This is a genomic window from Acidovorax sp. HMWF029 (assembly GCF_003060895.1).
GTDB lineage: Bacteria > Pseudomonadota > Gammaproteobacteria > Burkholderiales > Burkholderiaceae_C > Acidovorax.
Map to the genome: position 1 here is coordinate 1 of NZ_QAIH01000042.1, position 13,201 is coordinate 13,201.

General features: G+C 64.5%; 10 protein-coding genes. 7 read left to right on the forward strand and 3 right to left on the reverse strand.

Annotated features, from left to right (window positions below; translation table 11 throughout):
• Positions 1-175: 175 nt before the first annotated feature.
• Both DBR12_RS02570 and polA read right to left on the reverse strand, forming a co-directional pair.
• Positions 176-925, reverse strand: a complete 750-nt coding sequence (locus DBR12_RS02570; protein WP_108615811.1) for an AAA family ATPase — start codon at positions 923-925, stop codon at positions 176-178.
• Between the two features lie 201 nt (positions 926-1,126).
• Complete coding sequence (gene polA / locus DBR12_RS02575; RefSeq protein WP_108615812.1) at positions 1,127-3,925, reverse strand: DNA polymerase I; 2,799 nt, start codon at positions 3,923-3,925, stop codon at positions 1,127-1,129.
• A gap of 64 nt (positions 3,926-3,989) precedes the next feature.
• Here polA and DBR12_RS02580 point away from each other — a divergent pair, with 64 nt between their 5' ends.
• From DBR12_RS02580 to DBR12_RS02595, 4 genes are all read left to right on the forward strand, one after another.
• A complete protein-coding gene (locus DBR12_RS02580) occupies positions 3,990-4,349 on the forward strand; it encodes a hypothetical protein (RefSeq protein WP_108615813.1) in 360 nt (119 codons plus the stop codon).
• Positions 4,350-4,435: 86 nt separating this feature from the next.
• Complete coding sequence (locus DBR12_RS02585) at positions 4,436-5,386, forward strand: homoserine kinase (protein ID WP_108615814.1); 951 nt, start codon at positions 4,436-4,438, stop codon at positions 5,384-5,386.
• Positions 5,387-5,563: 177 nt separating this feature from the next.
• Entirely contained in the window at positions 5,564-6,412 is an 849-nt protein-coding gene (locus DBR12_RS02590; protein ID WP_108615815.1) for a BPSS1780 family membrane protein, read from the forward strand.
• Positions 6,366-7,130, forward strand: coding sequence for a FecR domain-containing protein (locus tag DBR12_RS02595; protein ID WP_108615816.1), 765 nt, complete (start codon positions 6,366-6,368; stop codon positions 7,128-7,130). Before DBR12_RS02590 ends, DBR12_RS02595 begins: the two co-directional genes overlap by 47 nt.
• A 134-nt stretch (positions 7,131-7,264) precedes the next feature.
• Here the strand turns inward: DBR12_RS02595 and DBR12_RS02600 are convergent, their stop codons facing one another.
• The gene (locus tag DBR12_RS02600; protein ID WP_108615817.1) at positions 7,265-9,490 is read right to left on the reverse strand and encodes a PhoX family phosphatase; all 2,226 of its coding nucleotides are present in this window, start codon (positions 9,488-9,490) and stop codon (positions 7,265-7,267) included.
• Between the two features lie 321 nt (positions 9,491-9,811).
• On the opposite strand from DBR12_RS02600, the gene DBR12_RS02605 reads away from it, so the two are divergent.
• The 3 genes from DBR12_RS02605 to DBR12_RS02615 form a co-directional block, all read left to right on the forward strand.
• Positions 9,812-11,029: an imelysin family protein gene (locus tag DBR12_RS02605; protein WP_108615818.1), complete on the forward strand. Its 1,218-nt coding sequence runs from the start codon at positions 9,812-9,814 to the stop codon at positions 11,027-11,029.
• Between the two features lie 2 nt (positions 11,030-11,031).
• Positions 11,032-12,513, forward strand: a complete 1,482-nt coding sequence (locus DBR12_RS02610; protein ID WP_108615819.1) for a di-heme oxidoredictase family protein — start codon at positions 11,032-11,034, stop codon at positions 12,511-12,513.
• Positions 12,510-13,201: imelysin family protein (locus tag DBR12_RS02615; RefSeq protein ID WP_304529302.1), on the forward strand; the 692-nt coding region annotated here is incomplete at its 3' end. The genes DBR12_RS02610 and DBR12_RS02615, both read left to right, overlap by 4 nt.

The window sequence follows — 13,201 nt, forward strand, 5'->3', positions numbered from 1 at the left end:
GGGGTGTAGGGGGTGGGATTGGACATGCGGGCTTCAGGCTGATGGATGGAAACTAGCGGAGTGGCTAGCACTTACCACATGAGTCTAGCGATGCGGCTAATTCGCTGCAGGGCTGAAGTAGATGTCCTGCTGAGATGCCTGTCTCCAACCCTGAGATGACTGGGCCTCATCGCGCTCAGCGCTCCATCAGCGTGCGCAGCACGCGTTTTGGGTCTGCAAGAAAGTTTCTAGTGACTTGGAAATGCTCGGTGTCTTCGTATGCAACCTGTGAGACACCTTCTTTGCTACAGAGATAGATGACCGAGTCTGGGTACGCCATGAGAATAGGCGAATGGGTGGCAATGATGAACTGAGAGTGGTCCAGGACGAGATCATGTATTCGTGCCAAAACAGTCAGCTGTCGCTGCGGAGACAAGGCTGCTTCCGGTTCGTCAAGGATGTAGATGCCCTGGCCTCCAAAGCGCTGAGTCATGAGCGCCAGGAATGACTCGCCGTGCGATTGCTCATGCAAGGACCGACCACCATAAGAGTTGATTATTGGGGGCGCGGGTGCTGGCTCAGCATCGAGATTTTCGATTTCCGTTGCGACATTGAAGAAGCTTTCTGCCCGCAGGAAGAACCCATCGCGAGGTCGCCTAAACCCCTTCGCGATGCGCAGAAACTCATGAAGTTCCGAATGCGACCGTCTTGTGCCGAAGCGGAAATTTTTGGTTCCGCCTTCTGCATTGAAGCCGAGAGACACGGCAATAGCTTCAAGCAGAGTTGATTTGCCAGAACCGTTTTCGCCAACGAAGTAGGTCACCTTCGGATGGAGATCAATGCTCTCAAGCGAGTGCACTGCTGGCAGACAGAACGGATATCGATCAAATGAATCGACCTTGTCTCGGCGCAAGGTGATGCGACTGACGTACTGAGACGAAATCATGACGCCCAACGTAATGTGCGCAGCACAACCTGCGGGATAAACCGCCCCGAGCAAAGTATTCCTGACACTGATTCCTCCTACTTATCCCTTCGTTAGCGCCACACATTTGTTCCGAGACGGAAGCCGCCAGTTTGTGAATAAGTGACTGCGCTCGTAAATAGCGCTTGCAGTCGCTTGCCACCCCTGCTTGCCATCGCAACCTCAATGCGCCTTATCCCAGTTCGGCCCCACTCCCACCTCAGCCAATAACGGCACCTTCAGCGCCGCCACGTCCGCCATCAGGCGCGGGATGTGGGTCTTGAGCCAGTCCACCTCACCCTCGGGCAGTTCGAACACCAGTTCGTCGTGCACCTGCATGATCATCTGGATGCCGGGTTTGTGTGCATCCAGCTCCTTCTGAACTGCCACCATCGCCAGCTTGATGAGGTCTGCCGCCGTGCCCTGCATGGGCGCGTTGATGGCGGCGCGTTCGGCCCCGGCGCGGCGGGGGCCGTTGGGGGAGTTGATTTCGGGCAGGTACAGGCGTCGGCCAAACACTGTTTCGACATAGCCCATGGATTTGGCGGCGGCCTTGGTGTCGTCCATGTACTGCTTCACGCCGGGGTAGCGCTGGAAGTACTTGTCGATGTAGGCGGCAGCGGCCTTTGTTTCTATCCCTAAGTTCTTGGCCAGGCCAAAGCTGCTCATGCCGTAGATCAGGCCAAAGTTGATGACCTTGGCGTAGCGGCGTTGCTCACTGGTGACCTGATCGACCTCCACCCCAAACACTTCGGCAGCGGTGGCGCGGTGCACGTCCAGCCCGGCGTGGAAGGCGTGCAGCAGCGAGTGGTCGCCACTCAGGTGGGCCATGATGCGCAGCTCGATTTGCGAGTAGTCGGCACTGGCAATCACGCGGCCTGCGGGGGCCACAAAGGCCTCGCGCACGCGGCGGCCTTCGGGGGTGCGGATGGGGATGTTTTGCAGGTTGGGGTCGTTGCTGGACAAGCGGCCTGTGACGGCCACGGCCTGCGCGTAGTGCGTGTGCACGCGGCCGGTGCGTGGCAGGGCAAGCTGCGCGAGCTTGTCGGTGTAGGTGCCTTTGAGCTTGACCAGGCCCCGGTGCTCCAGCAGCTTAGCGGGCAGGGGGTAGTCCTCGGCCAGCTTCTCCAGCACTTCTTCGTCGGTGCTGCGGGCACCCGTGGCGGTCTTTTTGACCACAGGCATGCCCAGTTTGTCGAAGAAGATTTCGCCCAGTTGCTTGGGGCTGCTCAGGTTGAAGGGCTGGCCTGCAATCTCGTACGCCTCGGTTTCGAGCTGCAGGATGCGCTGGCCCAGCTCGTGGCTCTGGTTGGCCAGTGTGGGCGCGTCGATGAGCACGCCGTTGCGTTCGATGCGGTACAGGGCCTCGCTGCTTTGCATCTCCAGCTCGTAGATGAAGCGCAGTTTGTCATCGGCCTGCAGTAGGGGCCACAGGGCGTTGTGCACGTCCAGGGTCTGGTCGGAGTCTTCACACGAGTAGGCGGCGGCCTTGTCCACCGGCACTTGCGCAAACGGGATCTGGTGCGCGCCTTTGCCGCACAGGTCTTCGTAGGTAATGCCTTTGCGTCCGGTGTGGCGCTCGGCCAGGCTGGTCAGGTTGTGGGGCTTGTGCACTTCGAGCACGTAGCTTTGCAGCATGGTGTCGTGCGCATAGCCCTGCACCTCGATGCCGTGGTTGGCGAACACATGGCGGTCGTACTTGATGTGCTGGCCCAGCTTGGGGTGCTTGGGGTCTTGCAGCCAGGGCTTGAGGCGGGCGAGCACTTCATCCATCGGCAACTGCGCGGGCGCATCGGGCCCTTCGTGCCGCAGGGGGATGTAGGCGGCCTCGCCGGGCTGCACGCTGAAAGAGATGCCGACGATTTGCGCGCGCATTTCGTCGAGCGAGTCGGTCTCGGTGTCGATGGCGGTGAGCGGGGCTTTGTGCAGGCGCTCCAGCCACTGGTCAAAGTCGGTCCAGTTCAGGATGGTGTCGTACACCACCGTGCGGTGCTGGGCTTCTTCGGCCACGGTGCTGGCGGAATGGTCGGCAAACAAATCGCCGCTTTGGCCGGGCATGGCAACGGTGGGGGCCGTGGTGGCAGAAGCAGTAGCGCCCTTGATGGCGGCAGCCAGGCCCTTGAAGCCGTATTGTTCGTAAAACGGCAGCAGGCCCTCGTTGTCGGGCGCATCCAGCGTGATGTCGTCAAACGCAGGCAGGCCGGGGATGTAGTCGGCCAGTGCGCAGTCGGTCTTCATGGTGACGAGCTGGCGGCTTAAGGCCAGCTGGCCGCTGGCAATGGCTTCGCGCAGGTTGTTGCCCGCCACGCCCTTGATGGCGTCGGCGTTGGCAATCAGGTTGTCGAGCGAGCCATATTCTTCCAGCCACTTGGCGGCGGTCTTGGGGCCCACCTTGGTCACGCCGGGCACGTTGTCCACGGTGTCGCCCACCAGGGCCTGGTAGTCCACCATCAGCGCGGGGGGCACGCCAAACTCGGCAGTCACGCCCGCCACGTCGCGGCGCTTGCCGCTCATGGTGTCGATGATGGTGATGTGCTCGTTGACCAGTTGGCTCAGGTCTTTGTCGCCGCTGGACACAATGACCTCAATGCCCTGTGCTGCGGCCAGGTTGGCCAGGGTGGCGATCACGTCGTCGGCCTCCACGCCGGGCACGGCCACCACCTTCCAGCCCAGCAGGTCCACCACCTGGTGGATGGGCTCGATCTGGCTGCGCAGGTCGTCAGGCATGGGCGAGCGCGTGGCCTTGTATTCGGTGTACAGGGCGTCGCGGAAGGTGGGGCCGCTGGCGTCGAACACGCAGACGGCATAGTCGGCAGTCACCTCTTTGCGCAGGGCCTGCATCATGTTGATCATGCCGCGGATGGCACCGGTGGCAGGGCTTGTGGGGTCGCCCGGCACCGCCCGCAGGTCGGGCATGGCGTGGAAGGCACGGTAGAGGTAGCTGGAGCCGTCCACCAGCACCAAGGTTTTTTTGTCAGTCATGCGGCAATTGTGCACGGGCAGGCCGCGCCACAGCGCATGCCAGGCCCCGCTCTACAATCGCCCGATGCGCGCTTTTCACCTCCTTTTGCTGCTGGGCATGGCCTGCAGCACCGCCCTGGCCCAGAATACAAGCCCAAATGCCCCTTTGGGCGCAACAGATAAGCTCGAAGCGCTCTCAAATCAAGAGCAATCTGCAGGCCGTACCAATCAGCGCACCGAGCGCATCCAGGTCGAAGACGCTGGCAGCCGTGTGGATGAGCTGCGAGTGGGCGGACAAACACAGACGATCGCTGTGCAACCCAAGGCAGGCAACATGCCTGGCTACGAAGTGCAGTCGCCTGATGGCGCCCGCAGCCGCGCAGGCAGCAACAGTGGCGCAGAGACCACCACCGCTCCACGTGTCTGGAACGTGCTGAAGTTCTAAGTCTGCGTCGGCTTTGCCGTCTGCCTGCAGCGGCGACATGCCGACCTGCACTCTCCCTCCCCCTCTTTTTCGATACTTTCCGAGCGATGGCTGTTTTTACCGAAGTCTCCAACACCGAGGCGCGCGAGTTGCTGCGCCGTTTGCAACTGGGTGAGCTGGTGGCGCTGCGCGGGATTGAGGGCGGCATCGAGAACACCAATTACTTTCTCACCAGCGACCAGGGCGAGTTCGTTCTCACGCTGTTCGAACGCCTCACGGCTGAGCAACTGCCGTTCTACCTGTACCTGATGAAGCACCTGGCGCATGGCGGCGTGCCCGTGCCCGACCCACGCGCCGACAAGAATGGCGACATCCTGCATACAGTGTGTGGCAAGCCCGCTGCAGTGGTGAACAAGCTGCGTGGCAAGAGCCAGCTGGCGCCCCAAGGCGTGCACTGCGCCGCCGTGGGCACCATGCTGGCCCGCATGCATCTGGCAGGGCGCGATTTTGACCGCCGTCAGCCCAACCTGCGCGGCTTGCCCTGGTGGAACGAAACCGTGCCCGTGGTGCTGCCCCACATTGACGAGGCACAGGCGGCGCTGCTGAGGTCCGAGCTGGCTTACCAGAACCATGTAGCTGCCAGCGCAGCGTATGCCGCACTGCCCTGCGGCCCCGTTCATGCCGACCTGTTCCGCGACAACGTGATGTTTGACGGCGAAGAGCTGACCGGCTTCTTCGATTTTTACTTTGCGGGCGTGGACACCTGGCTGTTTGACCTGGCCGTGTGCCTGAACGACTGGTGCATAGACCTGGCCACCGGCGCGCACGATGCCGAACGCGCTACCCGCATGCTGGACGCCTACCAGGCGGTACGCCCTCTCACGGGCGCCGAGCGCGAGCTGCTGCCCGCCATGCTGCGCGCGGGCGCCCTGCGGTTCTGGATCTCGCGGCTGTGGGACTTTTACCTGCCGCGCGAAGCCTCCATGCTCACGCCGCACGACCCCACGCACTTTGAGCGTGTGCTGCGCCATCGCGTGGCGCACCCCGTACACGCCTGACCTCACTCGCACCAGGCAATGGGGCATGGCCCTGGTGCTACCCCTGCGCCGTGGCTGGAATGGGCCACTGGGGTAAATTCGTGCCTATTGCCCGCAGCTCCCTGCGCCAAGCCAGCGCCCCAGCGCAACGCGGCGAAGGCGGCGTGAACCGGCCCATCCTCTCCTGCACCCCACTCAATGAAACTCCACATCGTCCCCGCCCGCACTGGCATGGCCTGGGTCAAGCTTGGTATCCGGGCGTTCTGGCGGCAGCCCATGGCGCTGGCAGCGCTGTTCTTCATGACCATGGCCTCCATGTCGGTGGCCACCATGGTGCCCCTGGTGGGTCCGGCCATCGCGCTTGCACTGCTGCCTTCGGCCACACTGGCCATGATGGTGGCAGCGGCCGAGGCCACGCAAGGCCGGTTTCCGATGCCCACGGTGCTGCTGGTGGCGTTTCGCACCGGCCGCCAGCGGCTGCGCGACATGCTGGTGCTCGGTGCACTCTACGCGGCGGGTTTCCTGGGCGTCATGGGCCTGTCGGCCCTGATCGACGGAGGGCAGTTTGCCAAGGTCTACCTGGGGGGTGCCAAGCTGACGCAAGAGGTGGCACAGGACCCGGCCTTTCAGAGCGCCATGTGGCTGTCCATGGTGCTGTATTTGCCGCTATCGCTGCTGTTCTGGCATGCGCCGGGGCTGGTGCACTGGCATGGTGTGCCGCCCGTGAAGGCGCTCTTCTTCAGCATCGTGGCCTGTGTGCGCAACTTCGGTGCGTTTTTGGTCTATGGGCTGGGATGGCTGGGGGTGTTCCTGCTGGGGGGCCTGGTGGTCAGCATTGCTTCAGTGCTGCTGGCGGTTGTGGGTCTTGCCGGCGCGGCGGCCGGTGGCATCATGGTGGGGGCGGCCATGATGTTGGCGGCCATGTTCTTCACGTCGGTGGTGTTCACCTTTCGTGATTGCTTCGACCCCCCATCCACGACCACCGTGCACGAGGCGCCCCATGACGAGCCAACGCCACCACCCCCATCAACTCCTGGGCCGCTCTGACCAAGAGCTGGCCTGGTTCCAGCGGCGCAGCCTCATGCAGGCGGCCGCGCTGTGGATCGCATCCGGCGGCTGGACGGCGGCCCATGCACAAGCCCGCAGCAACATCGTGGAGCTACGCGGTGACGTGCTGCGCAATGGAGAACCGCTGACGGCCCAACACACGATCACCGCCAACGACCGCATCGAGACCGGCCCCGGCTCCACCGCCGTGTTCACCGTGGGCAACAGCGCCTTCATGGTGCGGCAGAACTCGCGCGTCGCGCTGGAGAGCGAGACCCCCACCGCCGCCCGGGTGCTGCGTGTGCTGAGCGGCGCAGTCGCCAGCGTGTGGGGCAAAGGCACCGACCGCCAGATCGTTCTGCCCACCGCCACGGCGGGGATCCGGGGCACCGGGGTCTATGCCGAGGTTTTCCCGGAGCAGGGCATGCGCGGCTATTTCTGCAACTGCTATGGCACGGTGGACCTGGCTGCAGGCAACGAGAGCATGGTGAGCCAATCGTCCTACCACCAGGCGTTCTGGGCCGAACCAGCGCCCCGCAATGGCCGACTTCTGACACCTGCTGGCGCCATCAACCACACGGACGACGAGCTTGAGTTTCTGGCGGGCCTGGTCAACCAGCGCACGGCCTGGCAAGTCACAGGACGCAAGGGCACCAAGGATGGCAGCGGGGGGCAGGCCACTGGCGCAGCCTACGGCCCACCCGGCTCCAAGGACTGACCCACGAATCGGAACGAAAGCAGCCCTGCTCCCCCATAAAGGGCAGCAGGGCTGCTTGTTTCTGGCGGCCTTGTGCAGGGAGGGACGCCAAAGCTGCTAGCGCTACACCGCCCTGCACCGGGCCCAACGATCGATCAGGTACCGATCACGCCGCCGTCGTTCTTGGTGATCACGATCGTGGCTGAACGGGGGCGCTTGCCCGCGCCGTAGCCAGCATTGGAAGGCCACTGGCTGGTGTACTTGGTCGGGTCACCCACGTTGGCCAGCGCCGTGGTTTCGCCTGGGTGCTGGATGTTCACGAAGATGGCCTTGCCGTCAGGCGTTTCAGCCACACCGGTGATTTCGCTACCACTAGGCCCCACCAGGAAGCGCTTGAGCGTGCTCTCGGTTGCTGCCTTGCCCACAGGGGTCACGATGTCCATCTTGGAGCCATCGGCCTTGGTGTAGCTCAGCGTCTTCTTGCCACCGTCACCCACTTGGCCGGGCACTGCTGCCAGCATCATGCAGTTGGTCACATCAGTGTATGCACCGTCGTCGGTCTGGATCCAGCAGATGCCGGTGGCCTTGCTGAACGCCAGGCCGTCGGGGCTGGAGAAGTCCTGATCGGCCGTGAGCGACGAGATGTTGACCATCGCCTTGTCGGCACCCGCTTCAGCGCCGAACAGATAGACGTCCCACGTGAAGGCCGACACGGAGGCGCCTTCCTTCATGCGCACCAGATGGCCGTTGGGGTTGCCGTTCTGTGCGGTTGTGCCCTTCATGTCGGTGTACGCACGCGGATTGGCTGCGTCGGGCAGGTACTGGCTGCTGGAGGGGTTCACGCTGCGGTTGCTGTTGTTGGTCAGCGTGAAGTAGATTTCGCCGTTGGCCGGGTTCACCGCGTTCCACTCAGGGCGGTCCATCTTGGTGGCACCCACGGCGTCAGCGGCCAGGCGGGTGTTGATGGCGATGTCGGCCGCGTCGGCAAACTTGTATGCGGCATAGCCGCTGATGACGGGGTCGGTCAGCGAGAGTTCGACCCAGCTACCCGTGCCATCGGCGTTGAATTTGGCCACATAGAGTTTGCCGCTGTCCAGGTACTTGTCACCCACGGCCAAGCGATCGGCAGCGTTGGCATCGGCAGCGTTCCACAGCGCGGTGGACACAAACTTGTAGATGTATTCGCCGCGCGAATCGTCGCCCATGTACACGCTCAGCGGCTTGCCCGCTTCAACCTTGCCAAACGCCGCGCTTTCGTGCGCGAAGCGGCCCAGGCCGGTGCGCTTCTTGGCCATGCGGGACTTGTCATAGGCATCGATTTCGACGATGTAGCCCATGCCATTCATCTCGTTGCGGTAGTCATCGCTGCCGTCGGCCGAAGTGCCGGTCTTGCTGTTGTTCCAGCGCTGGTACTGGTCGGCTGTGCCACCGCTTTCCCAGCCGTGGCGCGATGCGGCGCCCTGGTTGCGGCCATAGCGCTTGAGGGCCGTCACGCTCTTGTCGTTGCCGCGTGCAGCATCGTCGGCGGCGCCGCGCGTGAAGTAGCCAAACCAGTTTTCTTCGCCGGTCAGGAAGGTGCCCCAGGGCGTCTTGCCCGTGCCGCAATTGTTCAGCGTGCCACGCGTGGTGGTGCCGGTGGGCGAATACTTGGTGACCAGTTGCGCATTGCCACGCGCGGGGCCCGAGATCTCGATGGGGCTCAGTGAAGTCAGGCGGAAGTTGAGCGCAGAGTTCTGCACATAGGCCCACTTGCCACCCGACTTGGCGACTTCGATCACGGCAATACCGTGGATCGCCGTTTCCTTGTCGATTTCGGCAGCGGGGCGGGGCAAGGTGGTGGTGCCGCCATTGGCATGCAGGAAGTGCGACGACAGCTTCTCGTCGGTCGTGGCTTCGTGGTTGATGGCCAGCAGTCCGCGGTCGATGGCGTTGTCGTTGCGCTTGCCGTCGGTACCCAGGCCAAACCACTCCATGCCGTCATGGTGGTCGCCGCCGCGCTTGTCGAAGTCACCGTCGGTGCCGTCGTTCTTGTAGGCAGCCACGCCAGCAGCGATGGGGTCGCCCAGCGCAAACAGCACGCTGGCGGTATAGCCTGCGGGCACGGCCACCACGTCTGCAAGGCTCTTTGGCACAGCATTGAAACCCAGCAACTTGGGGGCAGCAGGGGGTGGCGCCACAGGGTCGTCACTGCCACCACCACAGGCGCTCACGCCAAAACCGGCCATCACAGCCGTGCCCACCGTGCCCACGCTACCACGCAGCAGGCCACGGCGCGACAGGCGAGCGCCCAGCACCGCGTCAAACGTGGGGTTGGCGGAGGTGTTGGCGTTTTCGTTGTTGAAATCGATGGCCTGCTCGGGCGCATCCACACGGTGGGTCATGGGGTTCCTCGGGTGTTGTTGGTTACAAAGCCTGTGGAGCGTAGAAACACAGGGTGACACCACCATGAAGCTTTTGCGTCGATTTCGTGACAAGCGATCAATGCGGCACCCAAGGAGTCATACAAATACGAATAACTATCATTTGTATAATCTCCACCGTCCCAGACCGCTCAGCCAATTCCCGCGCCCGCCCTGACACGACCTGGCGCGCGGCACCCACCAGCCAGTGCGGCCCCTCCGTTCCCACCTTTATCTCGCGCCGCCCTGCCCAGCCCCCGGCTGTCCGTGCGGCAACCTGCGCGACCCCTTGGAGACTCCTGCATGACCTCGCCCTCCCTGAAGACATCGCTCCTGGCAGCGGCCCTGTGTGCCACCACCATCGCCTACAGCACCAGCACAGCCGCACAACAGCTCCCGCCCACAGCCGCACCCCAGGCCCAGGCCCTGCAGGCCGGGACCGCCCAGGCAGTGGTAGCACACTACGCCACCCTGGTGCACGCCAACTACGCCGACACCCTGGCCAGTGCCCAGGCGCTGCGCGAGGCGGTGTTGGCGTTCACCGCCAAGCCTTCGGCCGAGACCCTGGCCGAAGCACGCACGAAGTGGCTGGCTGCGCGCGAGTTCTATGGCCAGACCGAGGCCTTCCGCTTTTACGGCGGCCCCATCGACAACGACAACGGCCCCGAAGGCCGCATCAACGCCTGGCCCATGGACGAGTCCTTTGTGGACAGCGTGCAGGGCAAACCCAGCGCAGGGTTGGTGAACAACCGCAAGTTCGTCATCAACAAGAAGAACCTCTCGGCGCAAAACGAGCGCGGCGGCGAAGAAAACATTGCCACCGGCTGGCACGCCATCGAGTTCTTTCTGTGGGGGCAAGACCTGTCCGAGACGGGTCCAGGCAACCGCAACTTTGAAGACTTCGTGGACGGCAAGGCCCCCAACGCCGACCGCCGCCGCCAGTACCTGACCGTGGTGACCGACCTGCTGATAGACGACCTCACCACGCTGGTGAAGGCCTGGGCGCCCGATGCGAAGAACAACTACCGCGCCAGGTTCGTGCGCGGCGGCAACGAATCGATCCGCAAAATGCTCGTGGGCCTGGGCTCGCTCTCACGCGGTGAGCTGGCGGGCGAGCGACTGGAGGTGGCCCTGAACAGCCAGGACCAGGAGGACGAACACTCGTGCTTCTCCGACAACACACACCGCGACGCGGTGACCAACGCCCAGGGCATCAAGAACGTGTGGCTGGGCCAGTACAAGCGCGCGGACGGCAGCATGCTGCAAGGCCCGTCGTTGCGCGATCTGGTGGCCGCCAAGGACGCGGCGCTGGCCGCCAAAACCACGCAGCAGATCGCCGCGTCGGTGGCCGCCGCCGAAGGCATCCAGGCGCCGTTTGACCGCGAGATCATCGGCGGCAAGGATGCTCCAGGCCGCCAGCGCATCCAGAAAACCATCGACAGCCTCACGCAGCAAAGCAAGGACCTGGTGGCCGCAGCCAACGCGATTGGTATCACCAAACTCACGCTGGTGCAGCCCTGATCATGTTGCTCCGGCCCGCCATTCGCCGCCAGCGCGCCCTGCGCATGGCTGTAGCCAGCATCGGCGCCATTGCCTTGGGCAGCCTGGGTGTAGGCGCCTTGACCGCAGCGCCCCAGCCCGACCTGCAGGGCGAAAAATCCGGCGGCGAAACCACGGTTTTCGCCACCGGGCGCAATGCCTTCTCGTTCCCCGCCGCCAACCTCAGCGATGAGGAACGCACGCGTTTTGTCATCGGCAACTCGTTCTTCCGGCGCAACTGGGTGGAGGCGCCCGCCTCCACCAAAGCGCGCGACGGGCTGGGCCCGCATTTCATCGCACGGTCCTGCGGCGGCTGCCATGTGCAGGACGGGCGCGGCGAACCGCCAGCCATCTTCAACCGCTTGGGCGAGACCAAAGACCCGACCGTGGCCTTGCTGATCCGCTTGTCCATCCCGGGCACCGACGCGCACGGCGGGCCCCGGCCCGACCCGGTGTATGGAGACCAGTTCAACAACGCGGCCATTCAGGGCGTCAAGCCAGAAGGCCGCGTGACCCTGCGCTACGACACCATCCAAGGCAGGTTTGCCGATGGCACGCCGTACAGCCTGCACAAGCCCGTGTACGGCTTTGCCGACCTCGGCTATGGCCCGATGCACCCGGGCGTGATGACCAGCCCGCGCATTGCGCCGCAGATCATCGGCGTGGGCCTGCTCGAAGCCATTGCCGAGGCCGACATCCTGGCCAACGCCGCCGACCAGGCCGCCGCCCCCGGCCCCATCAAGGGCGTGCCCAACCAGGTGTGGGATGCGCCATCAGGCCGCATGATGGTCGGGCGCTTTGGCTGGAAGGCCAATGTGGCCACCATTGCACACCAGACGGGCGGCGCCTTCCTGGGCGACATGGGCATCACATCCCGCCACTTTGCGCAGGAGGCCTGCACGCCCGCGCAGAAGGACTGCCTGGCCGCGCCCAGCGGCCAAAGTGGCGGCGAGCAGGGCCAGCCCGGCGTGGAGATCGACGACAAGACCCTGGCCGACGTGGTCTTCTACCAGGCCACGCTGGCCCCGCCCGCGCGCCGCAACATCAACGATGCACAGGTGCTGCGCGGCCAGGCGCTGTTCAGCCAGGCCCAGTGCGCCACCTGCCACCGCCCGAGCTACGTCACCCAAGGCGGCCCCTTCCCGCAGCTGACAAGCAAGGCGCTGAACGGCCAGCGCATCTGGCCCTACACCGACCTGCTGCTGCACGACATGGGCGAGCGCCTGGCCGACAACCGCCCCGACTTTGGAGCCAACGGCCGCCAGTGGAAGACCCCGCCGCTGTGGGGCACGGGCCTGATCAAGGACGTGAACGGCCACACCCGCCTGCTGCACGATGGCCGCGCGCGTGGCGTGCTCGAAGCCGTGCTATGGCACGGTGGCGAGGCCGAGGCAGCCAAGGACCAGGTGCTGAAAATGAAGAAGACCGACCGGGATGCGCTGGTGAAATTCGTGGAGTCTCTATGACCATGAGAACCCTTGCCGCGCTGCTACTGGTCCTGCCCCTGGCAGCCCCGGCACAAACAGCCTCCCCCGCTTGGCAGCGCAACGCCGTGCCGTTCTACGACACCGTGCACGCACTGCAAGGCATCTACGGCCACTGGGCGCTGCCGCGCGCACAGGACTTTGACCGCAGCGCACGCGCCATGGTGCCCGCCGTGGCGGCGCTGTGCCAGGCGCCTACAGCAAGCGGCAAGGCGGCGCTCGAATCCGCACGCACCGCCTGGCTGGCCACAACCCGTGCGTGGGAACAGTTGGCGGCCGTGTCCGTAGGCCCCGTCATCGCCCGCCGCAGCCAGCGCGCCATCGACTTTGCGCCCACGCGCCCTGCCCTGATCGAGAAAGCCATCGCCGCCCAGCCCCAGGGCGCCAAAGCCTTCGAGCGCATCGGCACGCCCGCCAAGGGCCTGCCTGCGCTGGAGTGGCTGCTGTGGACGCGCCCGGCCCAGCCCGGCAGCCCCGCGTGCAGCTACGCACACGAAGTGGCCCAGGACGTGGCGCGTGAATCCACTGCGCTCGCCAAGGCCTATGCCGACGCGGCGACCACCGATTGGGGCGCCGAGGACGAGCAGGAGCAGTCCACCCAGGCCATTAGCGAATTTGTGAACCAGTGGGTGGGCGGCATCGAACGCCTGCGCTGGGCGCAGATGGACAA